Origin of the sequence: Thalassotalea sp. ND16A, assembly GCF_000764205.1 — a bacterium.
Taxonomy (GTDB): domain Bacteria; phylum Pseudomonadota; class Gammaproteobacteria; order Enterobacterales; family Alteromonadaceae; genus Thalassotalea_A.
In genome coordinates this window covers 23,506-47,697 of sequence record NZ_JQDZ01000042.1, presented here as the reverse complement: position 1 = coordinate 47,697, position 24,192 = coordinate 23,506, and the positions used below count along the sequence as shown (strand labels likewise).

23 protein-coding genes and 1 tRNA gene are annotated in these 24,192 nt (G+C 42.4%); 13 read left to right on the top strand and 11 right to left on the bottom strand.

What is annotated here, in order from left to right:
* Nucleotides 1-154: 154 nt before the first annotated feature.
* Nucleotides 155-245: transfer RNA gene (locus ND16A_RS11810), tRNA-Ser, on the bottom strand.
* Between the two features lie 177 nt (nucleotides 246-422).
* Here ND16A_RS11810 and ND16A_RS11815 point away from each other — a divergent pair.
* From ND16A_RS11815 to ND16A_RS11850, 8 genes are all read left to right on the top strand, one after another.
* Entirely contained in the window at nucleotides 423-1,022 is a 600-nt protein-coding gene (locus tag ND16A_RS11815) for a DNA-3-methyladenine glycosylase I (RefSeq protein ID WP_033077090.1), read from the top strand.
* A gap of 793 nt (nucleotides 1,023-1,815) precedes the next feature.
* Entirely contained in the window at nucleotides 1,816-2,487 is a 672-nt protein-coding gene (locus ND16A_RS11820; protein WP_033077089.1) for a Bax inhibitor-1/YccA family protein, read from the top strand.
* Nucleotides 2,488-2,641: 154 nt separating this feature from the next.
* Nucleotides 2,642-3,016, top strand: a complete 375-nt coding sequence (gene tusD, locus ND16A_RS11825; protein ID WP_033077088.1) for a sulfurtransferase complex subunit TusD — start codon at nucleotides 2,642-2,644, stop codon at nucleotides 3,014-3,016.
* Entirely contained in the window at nucleotides 3,013-3,384 is a 372-nt protein-coding gene (tusC, locus tag ND16A_RS11830) for a sulfurtransferase complex subunit TusC (RefSeq protein WP_052072980.1), read from the top strand. The genes tusD and tusC overlap by 4 nt, the downstream gene beginning before the upstream one ends.
* Before the next feature lie 48 nt (nucleotides 3,385-3,432).
* A complete protein-coding gene (gene tusB, locus ND16A_RS11835) occupies nucleotides 3,433-3,720 on the top strand; it encodes a sulfurtransferase complex subunit TusB (protein WP_033077087.1) in 288 nt (95 codons plus the stop codon).
* Nucleotides 3,711-4,043, top strand: a complete 333-nt coding sequence (locus ND16A_RS11840; protein WP_033077086.1) for a TusE/DsrC/DsvC family sulfur relay protein — start codon at nucleotides 3,711-3,713, stop codon at nucleotides 4,041-4,043. The genes tusB and ND16A_RS11840 overlap by 10 nt, the downstream gene beginning before the upstream one ends.
* Before the next feature lie 261 nt (nucleotides 4,044-4,304).
* Nucleotides 4,305-4,772: a (2Fe-2S)-binding protein gene (locus tag ND16A_RS11845; RefSeq protein ID WP_033077085.1), complete on the top strand. Its 468-nt coding sequence runs from the start codon at nucleotides 4,305-4,307 to the stop codon at nucleotides 4,770-4,772.
* Between the two features lies 1 nt (nucleotide 4,773).
* Entirely contained in the window at nucleotides 4,774-7,032 is a 2,259-nt protein-coding gene (locus tag ND16A_RS11850; protein ID WP_235282038.1) for a xanthine dehydrogenase family protein molybdopterin-binding subunit, read from the top strand.
* A gap of 296 nt (nucleotides 7,033-7,328) precedes the next feature.
* Here the strand turns inward: ND16A_RS11850 and ND16A_RS11855 are convergent, their stop codons facing one another.
* The 7 genes from ND16A_RS11855 to lrp all read right to left on the bottom strand — a co-directional run bounded on the left by ND16A_RS11855 (nucleotide 7,329) and on the right by lrp (nucleotide 15,922).
* A complete protein-coding gene (locus ND16A_RS11855) occupies nucleotides 7,329-7,778 on the bottom strand; it encodes a hypothetical protein (RefSeq protein WP_033077084.1) in 450 nt (149 codons plus the stop codon).
* Between the two features lie 898 nt (nucleotides 7,779-8,676).
* Nucleotides 8,677-9,957 carry a serine--tRNA ligase gene (gene serS, locus ND16A_RS11860; RefSeq protein WP_033077083.1) on the bottom strand — a complete coding sequence of 427 codons (1,281 nt, stop codon included), beginning with the start codon at nucleotides 9,955-9,957 and terminating at the stop codon, nucleotides 8,677-8,679.
* A 20-nt stretch (nucleotides 9,958-9,977) separates the two neighbouring features.
* Entirely contained in the window at nucleotides 9,978-10,361 is a 384-nt protein-coding gene (gene crcB / locus ND16A_RS11865) for a fluoride efflux transporter CrcB (RefSeq protein ID WP_033077096.1), read from the bottom strand.
* Nucleotides 10,354-11,724, bottom strand: a complete 1,371-nt coding sequence (locus tag ND16A_RS11870; RefSeq protein WP_235282031.1) for a replication-associated recombination protein A — start codon at nucleotides 11,722-11,724, stop codon at nucleotides 10,354-10,356. Before ND16A_RS11870 ends, crcB begins: the two co-directional genes overlap by 8 nt.
* Nucleotides 11,711-12,349 carry an outer membrane lipoprotein chaperone LolA gene (lolA, locus tag ND16A_RS11875; RefSeq protein WP_033077082.1) on the bottom strand — a complete coding sequence of 213 codons (639 nt, stop codon included), beginning with the start codon at nucleotides 12,347-12,349 and terminating at the stop codon, nucleotides 11,711-11,713. Before lolA ends, ND16A_RS11870 begins: the two co-directional genes overlap by 14 nt.
* 48 nt (nucleotides 12,350-12,397) lie before the next feature.
* The gene (locus tag ND16A_RS11880; protein ID WP_052072979.1) at nucleotides 12,398-15,004 is read right to left on the bottom strand and encodes a DNA translocase FtsK; all 2,607 of its coding nucleotides are present in this window, start codon (nucleotides 15,002-15,004) and stop codon (nucleotides 12,398-12,400) included.
* Between the two features lie 447 nt (nucleotides 15,005-15,451).
* The gene (lrp, locus tag ND16A_RS11885; protein WP_033077081.1) at nucleotides 15,452-15,922 is read right to left on the bottom strand and encodes a leucine-responsive transcriptional regulator Lrp; all 471 of its coding nucleotides are present in this window, start codon (nucleotides 15,920-15,922) and stop codon (nucleotides 15,452-15,454) included.
* A gap of 186 nt (nucleotides 15,923-16,108) precedes the next feature.
* Here lrp and ald point away from each other — a divergent pair, with 186 nt between their 5' ends.
* The 5 genes from ald to infA all read left to right on the top strand — a co-directional run bounded on the left by ald (nucleotide 16,109) and on the right by infA (nucleotide 20,301).
* Complete coding sequence (gene ald / locus ND16A_RS11890; protein ID WP_033077080.1) at nucleotides 16,109-17,227, top strand: alanine dehydrogenase; 1,119 nt, start codon at nucleotides 16,109-16,111, stop codon at nucleotides 17,225-17,227.
* 279 nt (nucleotides 17,228-17,506) lie between these two features.
* Nucleotides 17,507-18,469 carry a thioredoxin-disulfide reductase gene (gene trxB, locus ND16A_RS11895; protein WP_033077079.1) on the top strand — a complete coding sequence of 321 codons (963 nt, stop codon included), beginning with the start codon at nucleotides 17,507-17,509 and terminating at the stop codon, nucleotides 18,467-18,469.
* Between the two features lie 29 nt (nucleotides 18,470-18,498).
* Nucleotides 18,499-19,206 carry a leucyl/phenylalanyl-tRNA--protein transferase gene (gene aat / locus ND16A_RS11900; protein ID WP_033077078.1) on the top strand — a complete coding sequence of 236 codons (708 nt, stop codon included), beginning with the start codon at nucleotides 18,499-18,501 and terminating at the stop codon, nucleotides 19,204-19,206.
* A gap of 18 nt (nucleotides 19,207-19,224) precedes the next feature.
* On the top strand, nucleotides 19,225-19,938 hold the full coding sequence (locus ND16A_RS11905) for an arginyltransferase (protein ID WP_033077077.1): 714 nt from the start codon (nucleotides 19,225-19,227) through the stop codon (nucleotides 19,936-19,938).
* Nucleotides 19,939-20,082: 144 nt separating this feature from the next.
* Nucleotides 20,083-20,301, top strand: a complete 219-nt coding sequence (gene infA, locus ND16A_RS11910; RefSeq protein WP_011043571.1) for a translation initiation factor IF-1 — start codon at nucleotides 20,083-20,085, stop codon at nucleotides 20,299-20,301.
* A gap of 234 nt (nucleotides 20,302-20,535) precedes the next feature.
* Here infA and ND16A_RS11915 read toward each other — a convergent pair whose 3' ends face one another.
* The 3 genes from ND16A_RS11915 to ND16A_RS11925 all read right to left on the bottom strand — a co-directional run bounded on the left by ND16A_RS11915 (nucleotide 20,536) and on the right by ND16A_RS11925 (nucleotide 24,181).
* Entirely contained in the window at nucleotides 20,536-21,708 is a 1,173-nt protein-coding gene (locus ND16A_RS11915) for a multidrug effflux MFS transporter (RefSeq protein WP_235282027.1), read from the bottom strand.
* Nucleotides 21,709-21,825: 117 nt separating this feature from the next.
* Nucleotides 21,826-22,494, bottom strand: coding sequence for a GntR family transcriptional regulator (locus ND16A_RS11920; protein WP_033077076.1), 669 nt, complete (start codon nucleotides 22,492-22,494; stop codon nucleotides 21,826-21,828).
* A 169-nt stretch (nucleotides 22,495-22,663) separates the two neighbouring features.
* A complete protein-coding gene (locus ND16A_RS11925) occupies nucleotides 22,664-24,181 on the bottom strand; it encodes an aldehyde dehydrogenase (NADP(+)) (RefSeq protein WP_033077075.1) in 1,518 nt (505 codons plus the stop codon).
* Between the last annotated feature and the right edge of the window lie 11 nt (nucleotides 24,182-24,192).

The following is a 24,192-nucleotide window of genomic DNA, read 5'->3' as shown; positions in this document are numbered from 1 at the left end:
AAAAGCCCAATCTTTCGATTGGGCTTTTCTCTAAATATGGCGGTGAGATAGAGATTTGAACTCTTAAGATATGAGTGGGCTACAAACCCTAAGGGTTTATCACTGGCCTTAAACGAAAAAAGCCCAATCTTTCGATTGGGCTTTTCTCTAAATATGGCGGTGAGATAGAGATTTGAACTCTAGATGGGCTACAAACCCATGCCGGTTTTCAAGACCGGTGCTTTCGACCACTCAGCCATCTCACCTGAAGTCTTAAAACAATGCTTGCTTCAAGATGGGGCGAATATTAAAGACTCTGCTAATTGTTGTAAAGCATTAATTTCAAAAAAAAGTTTGTTTGTTAAAAATTTACACAGTTCGTTGATTTTTTCCGCAAAATAGTCGATTAATATAGCCATTAAAGAATTTTATTAGGAATAATAATGGTAGAAAATAGTCGCGAACTGAAATGTCGTTGCCCCTGGTTAGATGAAAGTAAAGCCGATTATGTGCAATATCACGATAAAGAATGGGGCGTACCAGTGCATGACGATGCCACTATGTTTGAGTTTTTAATATTAGAGTCGGCACAAGCGGGGTTAAGTTGGTATACGGTGTTAAAGAAAAGAGAAAATTATCGCAAACTTTTTGCCAATTTTGATGTGCAAGCGGTGGCAAAGTTCGATGATGACAAAGTAGAACAGTTATTGTTAAATCCTGGGATCATTCGAAATCGCTTGAAAGTGAAATCGGCAATCTCGAATGCACAACACTTTATCGAAATACAAAAGGAGTTTGGCAGCTTTTGTAAATACCTTTGGGCATTCGTTGATAATAAACCTGTGGTAAATAGTTTCGATGCATTATCTGACTACCCCGCCACTTCTGAGATTTCCGATAAAATAAGTAAGGATTTGAAAAAGCGCGGTTTCAAATTTGTTGGCTCCACCATCGTCTATGCGCATATGCAAGCCGCAGGGTTAGTAAACGACCATAGTAAGAGCTGCTACAGAAGACAAGAAGTTATTGATGGCTATGATTAGTTAGCGGAAAAATAGGAACAGGATGAATAGCTACCAATTAACACCACTTGCAAATGCGGCATCATAGTAAGCCGCAGGGTTAGTAAACGACCATAGTAAGAGCTGCTACAGAAGACAAGAAGTTATTGATGGCTATGATTAGTTAGCGGAAAAATAGGAACAGGATGAATAGCTACCAATTAACACCACTTGCAAATGCGGCATCATAGTAAGCCGCAGGGTTAGTAAACGACCATAGTAAGAGCTGCTACAGAAGACAAGAAGTTATTGATGGCTATGATTAGTTAGCGGAAAAATAGGAACAGGATGAATAGCTACCAATTAACACCACTTGCAAATGCGGCATCATAGTAAGCCGCAGGGTTAGTAAACGACCATAGTAAGAGCTGTTACAGAAGACAAGAAGTTATTGATGGCTATGATTAGTTAGCGGAAAAATAGGAACAGGATGAATAGCTACCAATTAACACCACTTGCAAATGCGGCATCATAGTAAGCCGCAGGGTTAGTTAATGGTCAGAGCAATAATTGTTACCGAAAGAAACAAATTATTACTCAATATTAGCGCTTATTTGTGCCATTATTTTAGCAATCTAACGCTTGATGTGTCATAATATGTCACGATAAGAGGTTTACCTAGCAACAATATTAAGATATAAAATAGGTAAAGTGATTGAGTTAAGCGATTAAGTTTTAATAAAATTTATTGAATTTTTTCAAATTGACCCCATCTAACCTTTATCAAGTTGTTTACTCAATTGGTATAAACATTCATTTTTTCTAAGGAAAATTTATGCAATCTCAAATGGATTTTAATGCTGCAAGCCAAAGCTCAGCAATCGAAATCAATAAAGTATTACGTAACACTTATATGTTACTTGGTATGACGTTAGCGTTTAGTGCGGTAACTGCCGGCATTTCAATGGCCATGGGTCTTTCTCATATCGCGGCGTTAGTAATGACGTTAGCTGCATTTGGTCTATTATTTGTTGTTCATAAACAAGCAGATAAAGCGAGCGGCATATACTGGATATTCGCATTCACCGGTTTAATGGGTGCCTCGTTAGGTCCAATGCTTAACATGTACGCATCAATGCCTGGTGGCGGTGCTTTAATCATGCAGGCTCTTGGTGGTACAGCATTGATATTCTTTGGTTTATCGGCGTATGCGCTTACCAGTAAGAAAGACTTCTCCTTTATGGGTGGCTTTTTAATGGTTGGCCTGTTGGTTGCTATCGTTGCTGCAATTGCTAACATCTTCTTAGCAATCCCGGCTCTATCATTAGCAGTGAGCGCGGGCATCATTTTGGTTATGTCTGGTTTGATCTTATTTGATACTAGCCGCATCATCCACGGTGGTGAGCGTAACTACATTCGTGCAACCGTATCGTTATACTTAAATATTTATAATATTTTCGTACATTTACTGCACTTATTAGCAGTATTATCCGGAAATGACGATTAATAATTCGTAAAAAATCGTTTATAATCAAAAGGCCCCGCTTTTAAAAAGCGGGGCCTTTGTCTTTATACGCTATCTACTTTTGGCTATTTGGATATCAACAATGAGAAGAAATACCAATTTGGTATAACTGCATGGTAATTTTAAAGGCTTTGTTTTGAGTAGTTTTGCGTTAATAGTATCCACAGCACCAACGGATAATAAAACTTATACCGCGCTGACCTTCGCCCGGCAATTGGTGGCTGATGGGCATAGCATAACTGGTGTCTTCTTTTATCAAGAAGGTGTGTTAAATGCGAATCAATATGTGCAAGCTCCCAGTGATGAAGTGAATCTCAATCTGGCCTGGTCGGCATTTCAACAACAAAGCGCTACCCCGCTACATTTATGTATCACCGCCGGTGAGCGCCGCGGTTTAACCGACAGTGACGAAGCAGCATTTAGCCATAATATCGATGATCACTTTACCATCTCGGGCTTGGGTGAGCTGGTGGTGTTAACGACTAAAGCCGATAAGGTTATTCAATTATGATGCCCGATCATGTTAAAAAATATGCGATAGTGAACACCAGTGCTACTTTTAGTAAATTCAATGCCAAAGAAGCATTGGATGCGGCGTTAATACTGGCAAGCTATGAGATGCCAGTAGCATTGTATTTTATCGGCGACGGGGTTTATCAAACCCAGTCCCAGCAAAATGCCGAAAGTATTGGCGCAAAAGATTTTATCGCCACGTTTAAAGCATTAGGCTTTTACGATATTGAAGATATTTACATCAGTGCCGATTGCTTAAGCCAGAGGCAGTTATCAACGGAGTTTGCCTTTGGTGATGCCAAGCTGGTTAGCAACACCGAATTTGCTAACGCTCTTAAACAAGCAGATGTTATTTTAACGTTTTAGCCCTTGAGCGATTAATTTAAGACCCATTAACCATTGAAGCCTGAAAGTATGACCATATTACATATAGTGCGCACCAGCGCTTTTAACGATAATAAGCTTGATTTGTGTTTACGCATAGTCACTGAACAGGATAGCATTTTTCTTATCGATGATGGAGTTTACAACATTGCTCATCCTAAGCTATTGCAGCAACTCGACACAATTGAGATTTTTGCGTTAACCGAGCATCTCGATGCACGGGCCTTAAAGGTCACAAATAGCAAGATAAAAACCGCTGACTTTTCAACATTAGTGTCGTTAACTAACCTTGCAGAGAAAACCATTACATGGCAATAACATTTAATAACCAACAAATAGAGACAGATAAAGAAGGTTATCTGCTGAACATTAATGATTGGAGTGCAGAATTAGCACCAGTGATCGCGAGTGCCGATAATATCAATTTGACCGAAGATCATTGGCAAGTGGTAAATTTTGTCCGTAATTTTTATCTTGAATACAAAACGTCTCCGGCGATCAGAGCATTAATCAAAGCGTTGAAAGCCGAGTTTGGCGAAGAAAAAGCCAACAGCCGCTACTTATATAGATTGTTCCCTAAAGGCCCTGCCAAGCAAGCCACAAAAATCGCAGGCCTGCCAAAACCTGCCCGATGTATATAACAAAATATTTATCTAAAAACCTAGGTTATGCGATGAAGACTCTGTCATTAATTTGCGGAGGATTTTTTTAGCTTCTAGCAACGAGCTACTGGCCACGGGCTGTGTATTTGATGAATTCACCTGTCGTATAACAATATCAACTCTGCCCGTAGCCAGAAGCCATGAATGCTTACACAAATTCTTACATAATCGCCAATGGTGTACTTTAATGATTTTCATGTATATTAGATTAACTATCTATCAATAAGCGTGGGAGTTGTTATGAGTAAGACCATAAACGTAAATGGAATTGAATACCCAATAGATGTCGATGAACAAATGCCACTGTTGTGGTTTTTACGCGATAAGCTTGAATTTACCGGCACCAAGTTTGGTTGTGGCAATGGCTTGTGCGGCGCATGTACGGTACATGTTGATGGCCAGGCAACCCGCTCCTGTATTACCCCGGTCAGCACTTTGGCGAATAAAAATATCACCACCATTGAAGGCTTGTCTGAACATGGTGAGCACCCGTTACAAAAAGCCTGGCTAGAGAACAATGTACCGCAATGCGGTTATTGTCAGGCTGGGCAAATCATGAATGCAGCGAGTTTATTGGCAACCAATAGCTCACCTACCGATGATGAAATTGTCAGTGCGATGCAAGGCAATATTTGCCGTTGTGGTACGTACCAGCGGATCAAGAAAGCGATACGCGTTGCTGCCGATGAATTAGCGAAGGAGGTGTAAGATGAATAAGCACATATTAGACGCCATGTCGGCTTATTATGACGCCAACCCAATAGAGAGCTCGATAGTATCGCAACCCGCAACCATCGCTTTTGACAATGTCTCACGTCGTAATTTCTTAAAAGTTGCCGGTATCGCCTCATCAGGTTTGGTAATGGGAGTATCACTACCCTCTTTTGCAGGCACCGCCAACAAAGGTTCAGCCGCGGCTGAATTTAACCCTAACGCCTTTATTCACTTAAGTGAAAATGGCGACACCTTGATCTATTGTGGTCGGTGTGAAATGGGTCAAGGCATCAGTACGGCATTACCCGCCGCAGTTGCCGATGAAATGGAAGCCGACTGGAGCAAAGTCTCCATCGAACAAGCGGACGGTAATGAAGCGAAATTTGGTTCGCAAGCCACAGGCGGTTCGGCCAGTATTCGTAAAATGTTTGAACCTATGCGCAAAGCCGGCGCTGCCGCCAAAGAAATGCTGATATTAGCCGCAGCAAAAGTATGGCAAGTGAACGCCAGTGATTGTTACGCCGAAAATCATTTTGTTATCAATAAACAGAACCAACAAAAGTTAAGTTATGGTGAGTTAGCAACTCTTGCTGCCAACATCGAGGTGCCAATCGATCCGAAATTAAAAAGTAAATCTCAGTATCGATATATCGGTAAAGCACTGGACAGACACGATCAAGGCAAAGTGGTGGTCGGCAAACGCGTTTATGGAGTAGACACCAAACTCCCCGGGATGAAGTATGCGGCAATTGTGCACTGCCCGGTGCTAGGCGGCAAACTAAAATCAGTCGATAACAGCCAGGCATTAAAAATGTCAGGGGTTATCGATGTCGTTGAGATATCACCAATTAAGCACCCATTTAGTTCCATTGGCGCGGTCGCCGTTGTCGCCGATAATTCCTGGACCGCGCAACAAGCGGTAAAACAGTTAAAAATAGAGTGGGATCTTGGTGCCAACGCCGTTTATAACACTCAGGAATACAAAGCGCAGTTGGTGAAAAATGTGGAAACAGAGGCGCAATTAGTCACAGCGCGTGGCGATATTAAAAAAGCGTTCAGCAATGCCGCAACTACCCTTTCGGCCACCTATACCGGTGGCCATTTAAGTCATGCGCCTATGGAGCCTAATGCCAGTGTGGTTTGGGTGCAAAAAGACAGTTGTGAGGTGTGGGCATCAACGCAAAGCCCGGCTGACATTCAAAAGGTGTTGGCGCAGTATTTAAAACGTAAACCTGAAGATATCAATGTGCATGTGATGATGGCTGGCGGTGCATTTGGCCGTAAGTTTAAATGCGATTATGTTCATGAAGCCGCGGTGATCTCAGAGAAAATTAACGCGCCGGTGCAATTAACCTGGACCCGTGAAGAAGATATGCGCACCGGTTTTTATCATTCCATTAACGCCCAACATATCCAAGCGTCAATGGATGAACAAGGTAAGGTCACCGGCTGGCTGCACCGTGCCGCCTTCCCGTCAATTAATACCCTATTCGATGCCAGTGTCAGCAGACCATCAAAGAACAACTTCAGCGAAATCGATGAACACCCGTTTGGCATCAAAAATTATCGTTCTGAGTCAGGTGAATCTCCGGCCCATACCCGCATTGGCTGGTACCGTGCGGTGTATGCCATATTTTATGGATTTGCCATGGGCACATTTGCCGATGAACTGGCTGATAAAGCGCAACAAGATACGGTGAAATTTTTACACAGCATCTATGACGCCAATACCAATGCTGAGCAGCAACAAAATACCAAGCGTTCGAAAGCGGTATTAGATCTTGCCGCCAAAGGTGCTGGTTGGGGCAAGAAACTGCCCAAAGGTGAAGGCATTGGCATAGCCGTACATTACAGTTTTAGAAGTTACGTGGCGATGGCGGTGCATGTCAAAGTCGATGGCGATAACATTAAAGTACTCAATGTCGATTGCGCTATCGATTGTGGCCAGGTGTTAAATACTGATGGCGCTACTGCCCAAATGGAAGGCGCCGTGGTGATGGGCATGTCATTAGCTCTGGCCACAGAAATCACCTTTAGGGACGGTGCTGTGGTTAATTCAAATTTTCATGATTATCCGGTCATGCGTTTAAAGGATATGCCCAAGGTAACAGTGCATATTGTTGACTCAGATGAGAAACCGACAGGTTTAGGCGAACCAGGGGTTTCTCCCTTTGCGCCGGCATTAAGTAATGCCGTGTATGCCGCATCGGGGAAACGCTATAGGGATTTACCCTTTAAACCGTTAAAGGTGTAGAGTTAAGACGAACCTGCTAAGGAATGATTTGATTAAAAACTCAAGCAGACTAGTAAAGGAAAGGCTATAGAGATATAGCCTTTTTTGCACATGGATGTGTTTATACCCGACAGGCAGGACGCCTTTTGAGGGTGATTGCACATGGATGTGTTTATACCCGACAGGCAGGACGCCTTTTGAGGGTGATTGCACATGGATGTGTTTATACCCGACAGGCAGGACGCCTTTTGAGGGTGATTGCACATGGATGTGTTTATATCACCTTTTGAGGAGCATTTTATCGCTACATGCTCATACTACTTGATCATGATTTCACGTAGACGATATTCACCAGTGATTTCGCGAACATCCGGGTAAGTTTTCACTATCTCACGAGTCTTCTTCTGTTGTTCTTCACTCCATTTTTTCATAAAAGCCTGATATCTCTCTTTCGACGGCTCAAGGTCGGCACCACTGTTAAAGTTTACCACTAACAATAAATTAAAATCGCCACTTTGCGGTAATTCACTGGCGTAAATATGCCAATCCTTTATTTGCCCTAAATCTTTGGCAATTTTATTGGCTGTAACCCAGGTTTCTCCTAAGCCTTCTAAATATACATCCATCATATTGGCATCAACCCGAACGGTAGTTACCGAGGACACCTCTTCACCAATGTCGTAATCTTTGTACACTTCATAATCGGCAAATGCGACACTAGTAAACATGATAAGTGTGAATGATATAAATAGTTTAATTGTTTTCATAAAAACTCCTTATTAATTAATTTACTGTTTCTTGTGTAATACCAATTTTATTAAGTATGTGGTCTACTTTTTCATGTGGAAAAACGGATAAATACAAGATATAAAATTTAGTAAGTAGTTATTCTCGGCTTTGGCATCCTGCGTCGCCCTACCTGCAGCATCCATGCTTACGTACTTATCAATTTTATAACGCCGTAGTTATGCGTTTTAACCATTAAAAATGAACAGATATTTAATCAACTTGGTATCTTGCTAAACAGTTTTGAAAGTATAGTTGAGATTGTTTTTTTGTCATTTTTCCGGTTGAACCAGGCTGATATATTTAATAGTTTCTAGGAATTGTTTCGGGTTATTATTGTTCTAAATGACGCCATTGTTATGCTTTGATTGATGCTGGGAGTAGTGTTTGCCCAATATGACCGCGAGAATACCACCCAGTATCATTGCCGAAGATAACGCCAGACGCAGAGAAAAAGTTTCATCCGCAAACAGTATCCCGCCGATCGCGGCAATAACCGGAACAAGCAATTGAACAACCGCGGCTTGAATAAAGGGGTTGAATGGGTAAGTATTAAATTATAAAGAAAAGTTATTGCAGCCGGCAAGACAATGAAAATATTGAAAATGATGTTGTTATTAGGATTATGCTCATGTGGAGGAAGTGATAATGACAACAATACGTCACTACCCCTTCACCTGTAGATTCGGCGCTAGTGCTGCAAGCAGGAGAGCTTGCTATTTTTCTCAATAACCTTGAGCTTGGCGAGAAAAACGATAACCGCTTCTGGCTAAGGGCAGAGTTGATATTGTTACACGGGTAGTGAATTGATCAAATACACTACCCGTGGCCAGTAGTTCGTTGCTAGCAGCTAAAAACAATCAAAACTTGTTAAATGGTTTAACCAATTTGCGTTAAACCGCCCATATACGGCTTTAACACTTCCGGAACCAGTATTGTGCCATCGGCTTGTTGGTAGTTTTCAAGCACGGCAACTAAGGTACGGCCAACCGCTAAACCTGAGCCATTAAGGGTGTGTAATAATTCTGTTTTCTTGGTTTCTTTATTACGATACCTGGCCTGCATACGACGTGCCTGGAAATCGCCCATGTTCGAACATGATGATATTTCACGGTAGGTATTTTGCGCCGGTAACCACACTTCGATATCGAACGTTTTCATTGCGCTAAAACCGATATCACCAGTACATAAGGTTACGGTACGGTAAGGTAGTTCGAGCAATTGTAAAACTTTTTCGGCATGGCCGGTTAACTCATCCAACGCAGCAAACGAGGTTTCTGGTTTCACCAATTGTACCAGTTCAACTTTATCAAACTGATGCTGACGTATTAAACCACGAATGTCACGCCCCGATGAACCCGCTTCTGAGCGGAAACATGAGGATAACGCCGAATACTTTATTGGTAATTCAGCTTCGTCGACTATTTCATCACGAACCAGGTTGGTTAATGGTACTTCCGCCGTTGGAATTAACGAGAATTTTTTCGAACCTAAATCGGTATGGAATAAATCTTCGCCAAATTTGGGTAATTGGCCGGTGCCATATAGCGAATCGTGGTTGACCAATAATGGTACGTTAGCTTCGGTATAACCGTGGATGTCGGTATGCAGGTCTAACATAAATTGACCTAAGGCACGGTTTAAGCGAGCCATTTGGCCCTTAATCACCACAAAACGGGTACCACTTAATTTTGCGCCACTTTCAAAGTCTAAGCCTTTGTCCAGTGCCGTTGCTAAATCGACATGATCTTTAACATCAAAATCGAACTGTTTTGGGCTGCCCCAACGACGAATTTCTACGTTATCGTCTTCATCTTCGCCTAATGGCACCGAGTCATCAGGAATATTCGGGATTGCCGAGACGATGTTGTCGATTTTTGCCAATAACACGTTTAGCTCTTCTTTGGCTAAATCAAGTTTCGCCCCTAACTGACCAACTTCGGCCAATAACGGTTGAATATCTTCGCCACGAGCTTTTGCCTGGCCAATAGATTTCGAACGGCTATTACGTTCGCTTTGTAGTTCCTGAGTACGAACCTGTAACTCTTTACGCTCATCTTCTAAGGCGTTAAAGGTGGCGGTATCTAAGGTAAAACCACGGCCAGCTAATTTTGCGGCGATGGTATCTAAGTCTGCTCTAAGCAATTTTGAATCAAGCATGATTTGTCACTTGTTGTTTGTTATTTATTTACTACTAAAAACATTCCCAAACCGGCGGCCATTACACACAGCAGCACGTTAAGGAGAACGTTTAACATGGCTTTTATTATCTCACCTTGTTGCAGTAACAACAAAGTGTCTAATGAAAACGTTGAAAAGGTGGTGAAGGCGCCTAAAAAACCAATACCAATTAAGGTTCGGTATAAGACCACTTCGATCACCCCTTGTTCGATTAATCCGTATAATACACCCATTACGAGCGAGCCCGTTATATTAACGATCAAGGTGGCAAAAGGGAATCCTTTTCCCAGAGAATTTAACACTAATTGGGCAATAAAAAATCGTAAACAGGCGCCACCGGCGCCACCAATGGCAACAAATAAATAAATCATCGCATTATTCATATTGATTTTTACCGGCAGCATTGTCTAATTGTTGTAAATATTGCATTTTTTCTGTTAACTTTTTTTCTAAGCCTCTGTCTGTCGGCTGATAAAAACTGGCATGGGAGATCAACTCCGGCAAGTAATTTTCACCTGCGGCATAAGCGCCGGGTTCATCATGGGCGTAGCGATAATCTTTGCCATGGCCCAGCTCTTTGGTTAATTTTGATGTGGCGTTGCGCAGATGCAGCGGAACTTCTAAGTGGCCGGTATCTTTGGCAAGCTCTCTTGCCTTTTTAAAGGCCGTATACACCGCATTACTTTTGGGTGCTAAGGCCATGTAAACCGTAGCCTGAGCTATGGCTCGCTCCCCTTCTGCTGGACCGACTCGGTGATACGTATCCCAGGCATTAATGGCTAACTGAATGGCTCTCGGGTCAGCATTGCCAATATCTTCGCTGGCAATGGCAAGCAAGCGACGACCAACGTAGAGCGGATCGCCACCGCCTTCTAAAATTCGGCAATACCAATAAAGCGCCGCATCTGGGTTTGAGCCCCGCACCGATTTATGAAAGGCACTGATCAGATCATAAAAGTGGTCGCCACCTTTATCATAAAGTGCCTGTTTTTCGCCGGCCACCATATTGACAATTTCGAGGGTGATGTACACCACAGTGGCAGAATTCTCTTCTGTTTGTTCACTGATATCAAAACAATTTTCCAGCAGGTTTAATAACCGCCGGGCATCGCCATTGGCCAAAGCCAGTAATGATGCTTTGGCTTTTTCGGCTAAGTTTACTGTAAACTTGCCGTAGCCTCTCTCCACATCGCTAAGGGCGCGGTTAAGGACGACGTTTAAATCATCATCCGAAAGCTTTTGTAAAAGATAGACCCGCGCTCTTGATAATAACGCCTGGTTCAATTCAAACGATGGGTTTTCGGTAGTCGCGCCAATAAAGGTGATGGTGCCATCTTCAATAAAGGGTAAAAATGCATCTTGCTGAGATTTATTAAAGCGGTGCACTTCGTCAACAAATAAAATGGTGCGACGATTCTTTGCTTGCGCGGTCAGCTTGGCTTTTTCAATAGCCGCGCGAATTTCTTTTACGCCGGAGGTAACCGCAGATATTCGTTCAATTTCGGCGTTGGCGTAGGTAGCAATCAACTCGGCCAGAGTGGTTTTGCCCGTTCCAGGCGGACCCCAAAAGATCAGAGAATGACAAAGCCCCTGCTCTATCGCAATTTTTAACGGTTTGCCATCGGCTAACAGATGCGTTTGACCAATATATTCACTGAGCTGACGCGGTCGCATCCGGGCGGCAAGTGGCGCAAAAGAATCCTGGTGATCAAAATCTAACGACATTGAATGGCTATCGTTGGTCATCAAAATCCACACCCTCAGGTAGGGTAAATTCGAATAACGCTGCTGCTGGCAGCGGCGTATTAATGACATTGCTTAAGTTAAAATGACTTAGCTGGCCGGTAGCATCTTCTACCGTAAACTTGACCAGGTCATTATTGTTAAACAGCAGATGTAAATTTTTCACTTGCGCATCTTCACTAAGTGACTCGATGCGAAATTCGTCCTTACTGATTTGCGCAACCTTGTAGTCTTGCCAGGCTTTATCATTTAAGCCGGTGAGTAATAAAATTGGCGTATTGGTCACGGCATTGCCGATGTTAAACGCGGAGACTTGCTCAACAAACGGATTATAGAACCACAACGTTTCACCGTCGCTAACCACTAAGGTTTCATCGGGTGCTTTGGTTTCCCAGTTTAATAAGTTGGGTCGTTTCACTGCCAGGGTGCCGGTCGCGGTTTGAATGACATTACCGTCGGCATCTATCACATCCTGGTTAAAATCGGCGCTAAACCCTTGCACCGCATTTAGCTTTGCTTTTAATCGCGTACTGGTCTCAGTTGCCATTGCAGAAGGAGTCATTGCCAGCAGCATACTTGCTGGCAATAACAGGGAAATAATTGCTCGTTTAATTGTTAAAACTTTCATATAACTACTTAGTTTATTCTCATTTTAGTTGGCGAAATGTGCTGCTCGCTAGGATTTTACCGGCGGTGGCGCTAACACTTCACGATTACCATTATGGCCTGGTGTACTTACGACCCCTTGCGCTTCCATTTGTTCAATGATTCGCGCCGCTCTATTGTAACCAATTCTGAATTTTCGTTGTACCCCAGAAATAGAGGCGCGACGCGATTCGGTGACATGCATCAATGCTTCATCATAAAGCGCATCGGTTTCACTGTCTTCACTTTCGGCTTGTTCGCCGGGCAGCATGTTATCTTCATGGGTTTCACCCGACAATATTTCCGCAACATAATTGGGTTTGCCCCGAGACTTCCAGTTGTTTACCACAGCATGAACTTCATGGTCGTCAACAAAAGCACCCTGGGCACGAATCGGTACGCCAGTGCCTTGCGGTAAAAATAACATGTCACCATTACCGAGTAATTGTTCTGCACCTTGTTGATCGAGAATGGTTCGCGAGTCGATTCTCGATTGTACCGTTAATGCCATACGGGTTGGAATGTTTGCTTTGATAAGGCCGGTAATTACATCAACCGATGGACGTTGTGTGGCTAAAATAAGGTGAATACCAGCAGCACGTGCCTTTTGTGCGATACGAGCGATTAACTCTTCAACTTTTTTACCGACAATCATGATCATGTCGGCAAACTCATCAACCACAACCACGATGCTTGGCAGTTTTTCCAATAATGGTGCCGTTTCATCCATAGAGTCACCTGGCTTCCAAAGCGGGTCGGCAATTGGCGTGCCGTCTTCAATTGCAGATAAAATCTTTTGGTTATAGCCCTTTAAGTTACGCACCCCAAGCGCCGACATTAATTTGTAGCGTCTTTCCATCTCACCAACACACCAACGCAGCGCATTGGCGGCATCTTTCATGTCGGTGACCACTTCGGAGAGTAAATGCGGAATACCTTCATAGACCGAAAGCTCCAACATTTTTGGATCTATCATGATAAAACGGACATCGGCGGGTGTTGATTTGTACAACATAGAGACGATCATTACGTTAACCACGACCGATTTACCGGAGCCGGTCGTGCCCGCGACGAGTAAGTGTGGCATTTTTGCTAAATCGGCAACAATCGGGTCGCCGGCAATATCTTTACCTAATACCATGGTGAGCTCAGAAGAAGATTTGGTGAACACTTCACTTTCAATCACTTCACTTAGCCGCACCATTTCACGATGTTTATTCGGTAATTCCAGGCCAATGACGGATTTACCCGGAATAACTTCCACCACACGAACACTGGCGGTAGACAGTGCCCGCGCCAAATCTTTAGACAAGTTAGTGATTTTGCTAACTTTAACGCCGGCAGCCAGTTCAAGTTCAAAACGAGTAATAACCGGACCAGGAAAAACGTCGGTAACTTGTGCTTGTACGCCATAATCGAGTAAACGCGCTTCCACCAAACGGCTTACCTGATCAAGCTCATCTTGGGTGATTGGATTTTTGGCTTTATCGGGACGGTCCAGCAAATCAATCGTCGGCATCGTTTCATAGCGCTCGGCCAACAGTTCTGACGGTAGTTTTTGACGGTTATCGGCGGTATTTAGATAGATGACTTTTTCATCTTCATCGTCGGCAACATCAAGCTTAGTTACCGGAGTTAATGCCGCATCGAGTTCCTTCTCGCTGAACTGTTCATCAAAATTGCCCACCATCGGCTCGTCAAGCAGCTCATCAATTTCGACAAAGCCATCGTCATCAATAGTTATTGCAGGGACATTATCGGTTGAACCTTCACTAAACACCGGGGCTATTTGGGCATCTGTTGCAGACGGTTTTGCCGTCGTTGCCGGATCACTGCCAAATAATTGCGCAGCCAGTGAGGTTTCGTTGTCAAATATTGGCTGCTCAACTTTGCTTTTATGGTTGCTAGTAGCCTCATCGGTAACCGTTGGATTCTCTAATTTTGCTGCTTTGTTCTCTATGGAACTGGCATCTTTAGTTTTAGCGTCATTTGCTGGTATCGGTGCTGAATTGAACTGCTGTTTAAAACTGAACGCCGTATTTTTGCTGAAAATAGCCAACCAAATTACTTTTGCCCCTATCCATTCAATGATGGTTAATAGCGACAAGCCGGTTAACAACACAAAGCCTGAGCAGGTTAGTACTAAAAATAATAAACTAGAGCCGATATAGTTTAGATATGGCATTAACGAAATCGAGATGTAATCGCCAACGATGCCTCCGGCAGAAAAATCGTAAACATCATCAAAATTCATGCTGGCAATTGAGGTTAGGCCGACGTAAAACATCATAAAGCCGATAAATTTCAGCCCTAAAGTGAAAAAATCTATGTCGAGTAAATAATGAATACGTTGAAATAGTAACCAGCCAATAATGGCGATAACAAAGGGCAAGCTATAAGCGACAATACCAAAAGAAAACAAAAATATATCTGACAAGTAGGCACCAAGTGCCCCGCCCATATTCTTGACCGTGGCATGATACGCCGTTTGTGACCAACCAGGATCGGCCGGGTCAAAACTGAATAAAGAGATGATAAGAAATATTGAAAAAATACTGGTGAAAATCAGGCCCGCTTCGAGTAAACGCTGGGTACCTGTTAATTTTACTGATTCTTTATTGGCCAAAGTTGAATCCATAATATTGTTTTTGTTTTAATTATTGTTCTGATACCAATCGGCATAAGTATATAGTCAACTCAGTGCTTATCAAAGGCGCTAGAACAAATGAAATTTGAAAGAGATAGTTATTCTATCTTTTATAAATTTCCTGCAGTTATAGTGTCTTTGATAATCACCCAAAGGGCGATGTTAAAAGAGTTTTATGCTGCGTTATACATTTTTTCAGTGAAATAACCACAGTACAAAATGAAAGCCTGGCCTAAAACTCTTTTACCGATCGCTGAGTGACTCAATACTTATGCAGACTGGTATATTAGTCGTTATTAGCAAAATAGCAGATTTTAGTGTTAGATAACATATCTAAACCGGGCTATTTAACACTTTGCCCCGATTTAATCTGGATATGGCATCATCTATCTATAAGGTGCCGTTAAAATGCTCAATTTAACCGCAAGATCCTCAGTTCTAATAGGTGATAGGAAGATTATTGGTAGATTTTACTTCTTCCATAACGACATAAGTTCTACTGTCACTAACCGCAGGTAGGGTTAACAGCGTATCGCCCAGTAAATTTCGGTACGCTTGCATATCAGATACCCGGGTTTTTAACAAAAAGTCAAAACTTCCTGACACTAAATGACACTCTTGTATCACGTCTAATGCCATTACCGCGTTTGAAAACTCTTCAAAAACATCGGGAGCGTTGCGGCTTAAGGTGATTTCGACAAAGACTAATAGCGCCGCATCAAGGTATTTAGGATTAAGATCGGCGCTATAACCGGTAATGATACTCTCCTGCTCTAACTTCTTCACTCGCTCCAAGCAGGGAGTTGGACTTAGTCCTACCCGTTTAGATAACTCAACATTAGACAGTCGACCATTATTTTGTAATTCATTAAGAATGTTTTTATCAATACGATCTAATTTTTTATTCATAATATTTGTCTGGCGATATAATTCACTGCCAGTCTAGCATTTAACGATATTTTCATCTAGCAATTTAAAAATTACAACCAGTTAATCGGTCAAAAGCTAGCTATACTAGATACAAATAAAACTAAATAACTTAATTATTTATTCGTAAATAATCAATTTAATAACAAACCAGTTGAGAGATTTATTATGATTATCGGTGTACCTAAAGAAATTAAAAACCATGAGTACCGTGTTGGTATGGTTCCAGGTAGTGTTCGTGAATTAATTAACCACGGCCATCAAGTATTTGTGGAAACCAATGCCGGTATTGGTATTGGTTTTACTGACGAAGATTACAAAACTGCCGGCGCTGAAATTTTATCCAGCGCTGCCGATGTCTTTGCTACAGCTGAAATGTTAGTCAAAGTAAAAGAGCCACAGGCGGTTGAACGCGCCATGTTGCGTGAAGGTCAAATCTTATTCACTTATCTTCACCTTGCCCCGGATCTTCCACAAACTGAAGATCTGATCAAATCAAAAGCTATCTGTATCGCCTACGAAACAGTAACTGACAATCAAGGCGGTTTACCGCTGCTTGCCCCGATGTCAGAAGTTGCTGGCCGCATGTCGATTCAAGCCGGTGCCCAAGCGCTGGAAAAATCAAATGCCGGTCGTGGCATGTTATTAGGTGGCGTTCCGGGTGTTGAGCCAGCGAAAGTTGTTGTTATTGGTGGCGGTATGGTTGGTAACAACGCGGCGCAAATGGCGGTAGGCATGGGCGCAGAAGTTGTCATTCTTGACCGTAACATCAATGTGCTGCGTAAACTAGACGCACAATTTGGCAACAAGATTAAAGCGGTATACTCAACGGCTGATGCCCTTGAACATCACGTATTAGAAGCCGATTTAGTGATTGGTGGTGTTTTAATCCCAGGTGCTGCTGCGCCTAAACTGGTTACTGCTGAACACATCAAAAACATGAAGCCAGGCTCTGCGATTGTTGATGTTGCCATTGACCAAGGTGGTTGTATTGCCACGTCAAAAGCCACAACTCATGCCGATCCAACTTACATTGTTGATGACGTTGTACACTACTGTGTTGCTAACATGCCAGGTGCAGTGCCGCGCACTTCAACCTTTGCATTAAACAACGCAACATTACCATTTATCATTAACCTGGCAAACAAAGGTTATAAAGAGGCGTTATTAAGCAATGATCACTTTTTAAACGGTTTAAACGTTATCAATGGTAAAGTGACCGTACGTGAAGTTGCTGAAAACTTAGGTTTCGACTATGTCGATCCGAAAGTTGCATTAAACGCTTAATCGCTTCTGGCAACGGGCTACGGGCAGAGTTGATATTGTTACACGATAGGTGAATTCATCAAATGCACAGCCCGCAGCTCGCTGCTAGAAGCTAAAAAATCCCCCTCTCAAGGCATCCTGCCTGCCGAGTATAAGTACCACTTAGTTTACAAATAGCATTTTTTAAAAAACGCGGTCAAACATGACTGCGTTTTTTTTTATTGTTTCCCTTGTTTTATTTGCTTAAAATCCCAATCAACTAGATATCGAAATATTAATTACTTATACTTGGAGCACTTCATGAGTGATGTAAGACATTGCCCTCTTCTTATTTTAGGCTCAGGCCCGGCGGGTTATACCGCAGCTGTTTATGCGGCTCGTGCAAATTTAAAACCTGTGATGATCACGGGTATGCAACAAGGTGGTCAATTAACCACCACCACTGAAGTTGAAAACTGGCCAGGCGATGCCGATGACTTAACCGGTCCGGCATTGATGGAACGTATGCAAAAGCATGCCGAAAAGTTTGATACTGAGATCATCTTTGACCACATTGATGAAGTCGACTTCTCCAGCAAGCCTTATAAAATGAAAGGCAGCGCTGGTGAATATTCTTGTGACGCATTAATTATTTGTACCGGTGCATCTGCCCAATACCTGGGTTTAGAGTCTGAAACTGCGTTTATGGGTAAAGGGATTTCGGCTTGTGCAACTTGTGACGGCTTCTTTTATCGCAACCAAAAAGTTGCGGTAGTGGGTGGCGGTAATACTGCGGTTGAAGAAGCGTTATATTTGTCAAACATTGCCTCTGAAGTTCACTTAATTCACCGTCGTACCGAATTTAGAAGTGAAAAAATCTTAACCAAGCGCTTAATGGATAAAGTGGCAAACGGTAATATTATTTTACACTTAGAACGTACGTTAGATGAAGTATTAGGCGATCAAATGGGCGTAACCGGTTTACGTTTAAAAGACACGACCTCTGATGCAACCAATGAAATTGACGTAACTGGTTGTTTCATTGCCATTGGTCATAAACCAAATACTGGCATTTTTGCCGGTCAGTTAGAAATGAAAGATGGCTACTTAACCATACAAAGCGGTACCAGTGGTAATGCCACCCAAACCAGCCTGGAAGGCATTTATGCCGCTGGCGATGTAGCCGATCACATTTATCGCCAAGCGATTACCTCTGCCGGTTCAGGCTGTATGGCTGCGCTGGATGCCGAACGCTACCTTGATGCCCTAAGTTCCAACGCTTAGATAGCTTACCTAACCAAAGAGCACGACTTATGAGCCAGTATCTTTACACCTTAGATGATAAAGAGCTGGCTTTCCCTCCTCATGAATTTGCCTTAATCGAGCCCAATGGATTGATTGCCACCGGTGGTGACTTGCATCCCAAGCGGCTAATTCAAGCTTATGCCAACGGCATCTTTCCCTGGTACAGCGAAGCTGATCCACTACTCTGGTGGTCTCCAAACCCGAGAGCAATTTTAAAGATTAGTGATTTACGCGTTAATCGCAGTTTGCAAAAATTTGTCAACAAATCGCCTTATACGGTAAGCCTTAATAAAGATTTTTCCCGGGTAATAGATACTTGTTCTGACGCACCGTTTCGTCATGATGATACCTGGATCATGCCAGAGATGATCCAGGCCTATCAGCAACTGCATCAACTTGGATATGCCCATTCGATTGAGGTTTGGCAACACGATGAACTTGTTGGCGGTCTGTATGGCGTTGCTATCAATGGTTTTTTTAGTGGCGAGTCAATGTTTTATAAAAAAACCAACGCCTCAAAAATTGCCCTCATAGCTCTGGTTAATTTGCTAAACTTAAAAGATATACAGTTTATTGATTGTCAGATCCAGAACCCTTTTTTAGAGAGTATGGGCGTAAAAGAAGTCGCCAGAGACGAATTTTTAAGCTTACAACAAACAGCAGTTAACCGCCCTGTCGAAGCAGAATTTTGGCAATCAAGAAGGTTGCAAACATAAATATTGGTGTAATGAGTAATGAGCGAGTCGAAAAAATATTTTCAGTTTGGCTTAACCAAAACCTTTCCATGTAATTACCTTGAAACGGAAAAAGAGCGATTAATTGTCGTCACTAACTCGAACGAGTTAACCAGTGAAAACTATCAGCGGTTACTCATGGCCGGGTTTCGCCGTAGCGGTGAGCAAGTATATCGTCCGCATTGTCCAAATTGTAGCGGCTGCGAATCCATTCGTTTGCCGGTTAACGAGTTTGCCCCGTCAAGAAGCCAAAAACGAATTATGGCGGTAAACAAAGATTTATCGATGCGCATATGCCGAGGAGGTAAAGACGAATATTTTGACTTGTATAGACGCTACATCAACACCGTGCACCGCAACGGCGCCATGTACCCGGCAAATCGTCAGCAATATCAAGGTTTCATCTTTAGCAGCACAGTGGAACAACTGTTTTTAGAGTTGTATTTAAACAACACCTTAATTTCGGTGGCGGTATGTGATAATTTACCCGGTGCATTATCGGCTTTGTATACCTTTTACGATCCTGATCTGCACAAACGTTCATTAGGAAAATTTTCCATTTTAAAACAAATCGAATTGAGCAAAAAACTAAATAAACATTATTTGTATCTGGGTTATCAAATCGATCAATGCGCAAAAATGAATTATAAAAAACAGTATTATCCCCATGAAAGACTGGTCGATGATAATTGGCAACGAACAGATAAAAAATAAATAACACATTACCTTTACAAATCGTTCAGATTTCGGCATTATCTCGGCAGAAAATTTTTATATTCTTGTTCAAAGCTTTTGTGAGTTAATTTTCAACTCCAAAATGAACCAGAATTATCACATTTATTAGAGGTTTAACGCCCAATGGCGAAAGAAGAAAATATTGAAATGCAAGGTACAGTATTAGATACATTACCTAATACTATGTTCCGTGTTGAGTTAGAAAACGGTCACGTTGTTACCGCTCACATTTCAGGTAAAATGCGGAAAAACTACATCCGTATTTTAACTGGCGATAAAGTTACTGTTGAATTAACACCATACGACTTATCAAAAGGTCGCATTATTTTCCGCGCCAGATAATTGTGATATAGGTGATCGGGTATATTTATATTCCTGCCCTAAACAGCAAATAAAAAAAAGCCTCGTTTACGAGGCTTTTTTAATTCAGGGAATGAATTAACTTAGAATTACCATGGATGGTATTAATTCTGTTGTGCTTCTAGCAACGAGCTACTGGCCACGGGCTGTGTATTTGATCAATTCACCTTTCGTGTAGCAATACCAATTCAGCCCGTAGCCCGTAGCGATTTTTCATTACATAATTACGTTTTTAACTCTCGGCACAAACCAGATCACCAATAATGGTAATATTGACAACATCAGTAAGGCGATTTGCTCGCTGATATTAATTGGCAATAATTGTACCAAGCCGACAATGACCGCTGAGCCACTCATTTGGATGAAACCAAGCAATGCTGAAGCCGTGCCAGCTTTGTCGCCAAACGGGGCTAACGCTTGCCCTGCGCACGTCCCCATCACGAATGAAAAACCAATGGAGCTAAACATCACCGGAAACATAAATGTGAACGGGGTTTGCCAGCTTTGCAACACTAGCATCATAACGCCGCCGCTAACTAAGGTGACCATACCCATGGTAATGGTTCTACTGGCACCATACTTGGTTAATACCTTGGGTGCAGTAACACAAGCGATAATATTTATGATGGCATTAAGACTAAACCAAAAGATGAAATCATTTGCCGTTAATGCCAGATTCACCATTAGCCACGCAGGTGAACTGCTGACATAGGCAATGATCACTGCCATTGACAACATCACTAGCACAGAATGAAACTGAAATATCGGGTTTATAATAATGCTTTTATATCGGTGGATGGCAAAGGGGTTGATCTGTTTTTTGTTTTTCGCATTGTTGGTTTCTTTAAGCAAATAAAACAGCAACATACCGGCAATAACGGCGAAGCCGAACATAAATATAAAGGTGCTATGCCAGCCATAGACCTGGCTTAACCAGCCCCCTAAAATGGGCGCCAATGCCGGGATGCAGCAAATAACACCATTTAAATAACTGTACATAATGCCACTTTGTACGGGATCAAATTTATCTCGGACAATTGAAAAGGCGGCAACAACGATAGCACAAGTACCAAAGCCTTGCGCTAGTCTCGCCAATAAATGCAGTTCAATGGTATTGGCAAAAACACTTAACAATGCCGCCAAGCCATAAATGAATACGCCAAACAAGGCAACGGGTTTGCGACCATATTTATCCGTTAACGGGCCGGTGAATAATTGGCCAATGCCCATACTTAATAAAAATATGCTAATGCTCCACTGCATAGTGGTAAGCGTGGTCGCCAGGTCGTTCGCCATGGTAGGTAATGCAGGTAAAAAGATATCAATGGCTAATGGACTGAATATCACCATTAGCATTAATACCGGCAATATTTTTAAGTTATTGTGCAACACGACACCAGAGGAAATTGGAAAAGATTATTATATTAGTTTGTATCAATGGCTGAAATAAAAACTTTAAATAAAACAATTTTAACATCAACCCTGGTCTTTAACTGGGTATTAAGGTTACCCTTCGCTGCTTTCCCGTTGCTGTAAAAACTCTTTGATTTCTTCACCAGATTCTAAAATGTGGGCTTTCATTAATTTAATCGCTTTTTTCACATCTCGTTGCATACACGCGTGTAATATATCTCGATGTTGCACTTCGGCTTTGTCAATTTTTCCAAGCCATAATAAATGCATGCGAATGTATCTGTCGGCATTTTTATTTAGCGTGTTAATAATATCTTGTGTTTGCGGACGATTTGCAGCGGAATATAAACAATTATGAAACTCGCTGTTTAACTCACTCCAGCTATTAGATGAGTCCTCTTCCCCTAACGCTTCTTCCAACTGACTGAGAATATCGCCAGCTTTCGTTAATTGTTCATCGGTAATGTGCTTTAAAGATTCTGCTAAGACATTAGTTTCAAGCAGTGCCCGTAACTCAAACAGCTCTTCGACTTGTTCAATGGAAAGAGCTGAAGCGGTGGCGCCTTTGTGTGGTTCAAAGCTAACCAATCCTTCCCCTTCAAGCTGCACTAATGCCTCACGTACTGGAATACGACTGACATTTAGTTCCGTCGCAAGGGCGGCTTGTCTTAGTGGTTCTCCGGCTTTAATTGCGCCAGTTAATATTTTTTCTCTTATGGCTTCAACCACCAGTTGTGTTCGGGTTTTGAATACTATTGACATAAAATTAATTAATTTTTAATAAGTTAAACATAATGAATCCATTATATTGGATATTGTTATAAAAGATACACTAAAATTAATTAATCGAGCGGTATTTTAACTAATTAAACTAATCGGGATCGACTGAAGCGATCCCGAGCTTAGTAAATTTACCTACAGAGGGTAATTATCAATCACGTAAAAGTTCAGGCAATAGCTGCTGCGGCATATTTTGATAACAGATTGGTCGGCGAAAACGTTCAATTGCCTTGCTGCCTACAGAAGTGCTTTGTACATTAGTGGCTGCCGGAAACGGACCACCGTGATTCATCGATGCACATACTTCAACGCCAGTTGGCATTTGATTGTAAATTAACCGCCCGACTTTATGAACTAAAGCATTGGCTAAGCGCTGCGAATTATCGATATCAGCATCTTCTGCATGAATACCAGCGGTTAAATTACCTTTGAGCACTTCAACTAGCATTAACATTTGCTCAATATCCTGACAACGTACTATCAATGCCGAGGAGCCAAACACTTCCTCTTGCAGCGTGGTTTCATTGCTAAAATTTGATAAATCGGTACTAAAGACGGCGGCACGACACTCATTTATGGCGCCACTTTGACCTATCGCGAGTAGATCTACACCGGCAATGTTTTGTCTTTGCTCAACGCTGCTTTGATAGCTTTTGCCGATACCTGCAGTCAACATCACCCCAGCAGCTTGTTGTTCAAGATGACTGCGCACTGCCTCACAAAACTCTTCATAATGCTCATCTTCACTAATCACCCATAATCCTGGACTGGTACAAAATTGGCCCTGGCCAATCATTAATGAATCTACCAGGTCTTTTGCAATAGCGGAAGGACTCTGTTTAACCTTACCAGGCAAAATAAATTGCGGATTTACACTGCCGAGCTCGCCATAAAATGGAATAGGCTCGGCGCGTTCATTAATTTGCTTTTGTATAATCATCCCAACCCGCTCCGAGCCGGTAAAACCTACGGCCTTGATTAACGGGTGGGTGACTATTTGACTGGTTATTTGATGATTTTTACCCTTGATCAGGCTGAACACTCCTGGATCAAGTGAGCAAATTTCAATCGCATTGGCAATTGCCGATGCCACTAAAGCCGACGTTCCAGGGTGTGCACTGTGTGCTTTCATCACAACCGGACAACCGGCCGCGAGTGCCGAAGCGGTATCGCCCCCGGCAGTGGAAAAGGCCAGGGGAAAATTACTTGCACCAAATACGGCAACGGCACCAAGTGGTAAATAGCCTAGACGTGTATCCGGCTTTGGCATAGGTTGGCGTTGCTCATCAGCTGGTTCAATGATCCCCTGAAATTCTTGCTCGCTGATATTGTAGGCAAACATACGTAATTGGTTCATAGTTCGGCCGCGTTCACCTTCAATTCTGGCTCTCGCTAAACCGGTTTCCGCATGAACCATGTCAATAAGCTCATCCCCCAAGTACAATATTTGCTCAGCAATGGTCCTTAAAAACTCTGCTCTTTTTTCTGCCGGTAAAGTACTATAACCAAAGAATGCATCATCGGCTCGGCAAATCGCATTATTAACTTCTTCGGTTGTGGCATCTATTACGGCTTCAGCAGCTGGTTCTGGTGCCATAACATTAATGTCAAAACAGCCATTTTCGCCAATAGCAAGGTTATGTTCACGTGGTAGATTTTTTGTAGTCATCAGTTATTCTC

What these genes read in the sequence shown, in the direction of transcription:
- serS (WP_033077083.1), bottom strand. Translation starts at nt 9,957, where the DNA reads ATGCTTGATTCAAAATTGCTTAGAGCAGACTTAGATACCATCGCCGCA.
- ND16A_RS11840 (WP_033077086.1), top strand. Translation starts at nt 3,711, where the DNA reads ATGGCAATAACATTTAATAACCAACAAATAGAGACAGATAAAGAAGGT.
- infA (WP_011043571.1), top strand. Translation starts at nt 20,083, where the DNA reads ATGGCGAAAGAAGAAAATATTGAAATGCAAGGTACAGTATTAGATACA.
- ND16A_RS11815 (WP_033077090.1), top strand. Translation starts at nt 423, where the DNA reads ATGGTAGAAAATAGTCGCGAACTGAAATGTCGTTGCCCCTGGTTAGAT.
- lrp (WP_033077081.1), bottom strand. Translation starts at nt 15,922, where the DNA reads ATGAATAAAAAATTAGATCGTATTGATAAAAACATTCTTAATGAATTA.
- aat (WP_033077078.1), top strand. Translation starts at nt 18,499, where the DNA reads ATGAGCCAGTATCTTTACACCTTAGATGATAAAGAGCTGGCTTTCCCT.
- ND16A_RS11870 (WP_235282031.1), bottom strand. Translation starts at nt 11,724, where the DNA reads ATGACCAACGATAGCCATTCAATGTCGTTAGATTTTGATCACCAGGAT.
- ND16A_RS11880 (WP_052072979.1), bottom strand. Translation starts at nt 15,004, where the DNA reads ATGGATTCAACTTTGGCCAATAAAGAATCAGTAAAATTAACAGGTACC.
- lolA (WP_033077082.1), bottom strand. Translation starts at nt 12,349, where the DNA reads ATGAAAGTTTTAACAATTAAACGAGCAATTATTTCCCTGTTATTGCCA.
- ND16A_RS11845 (WP_033077085.1), top strand. Translation starts at nt 4,305, where the DNA reads ATGAGTAAGACCATAAACGTAAATGGAATTGAATACCCAATAGATGTC.
- ND16A_RS11855 (WP_033077084.1), bottom strand. Translation starts at nt 7,778, where the DNA reads ATGAAAACAATTAAACTATTTATATCATTCACACTTATCATGTTTACT.
- ND16A_RS11925 (WP_033077075.1), bottom strand. Translation starts at nt 24,181, where the DNA reads ATGACTACAAAAAATCTACCACGTGAACATAACCTTGCTATTGGCGAA.
- ND16A_RS11850 (WP_235282038.1), top strand. Translation starts at nt 4,774, where the DNA reads ATGAATAAGCACATATTAGACGCCATGTCGGCTTATTATGACGCCAAC.
- tusC (WP_052072980.1), top strand. Translation starts at nt 3,013, where the DNA reads ATGATGCCCGATCATGTTAAAAAATATGCGATAGTGAACACCAGTGCT.
- ND16A_RS11920 (WP_033077076.1), bottom strand. Translation starts at nt 22,494, where the DNA reads ATGTCAATAGTATTCAAAACCCGAACACAACTGGTGGTTGAAGCCATA.
- ND16A_RS11820 (WP_033077089.1), top strand. Translation starts at nt 1,816, where the DNA reads ATGCAATCTCAAATGGATTTTAATGCTGCAAGCCAAAGCTCAGCAATC.
- crcB (WP_033077096.1), bottom strand. Translation starts at nt 10,361, where the DNA reads ATGAATAATGCGATGATTTATTTATTTGTTGCCATTGGTGGCGCCGGT.
- tusB (WP_033077087.1), top strand. Translation starts at nt 3,433, where the DNA reads ATGACCATATTACATATAGTGCGCACCAGCGCTTTTAACGATAATAAG.
- trxB (WP_033077079.1), top strand. Translation starts at nt 17,507, where the DNA reads ATGAGTGATGTAAGACATTGCCCTCTTCTTATTTTAGGCTCAGGCCCG.
- ald (WP_033077080.1), top strand. Translation starts at nt 16,109, where the DNA reads ATGATTATCGGTGTACCTAAAGAAATTAAAAACCATGAGTACCGTGTT.
- ND16A_RS11905 (WP_033077077.1), top strand. Translation starts at nt 19,225, where the DNA reads ATGAGCGAGTCGAAAAAATATTTTCAGTTTGGCTTAACCAAAACCTTT.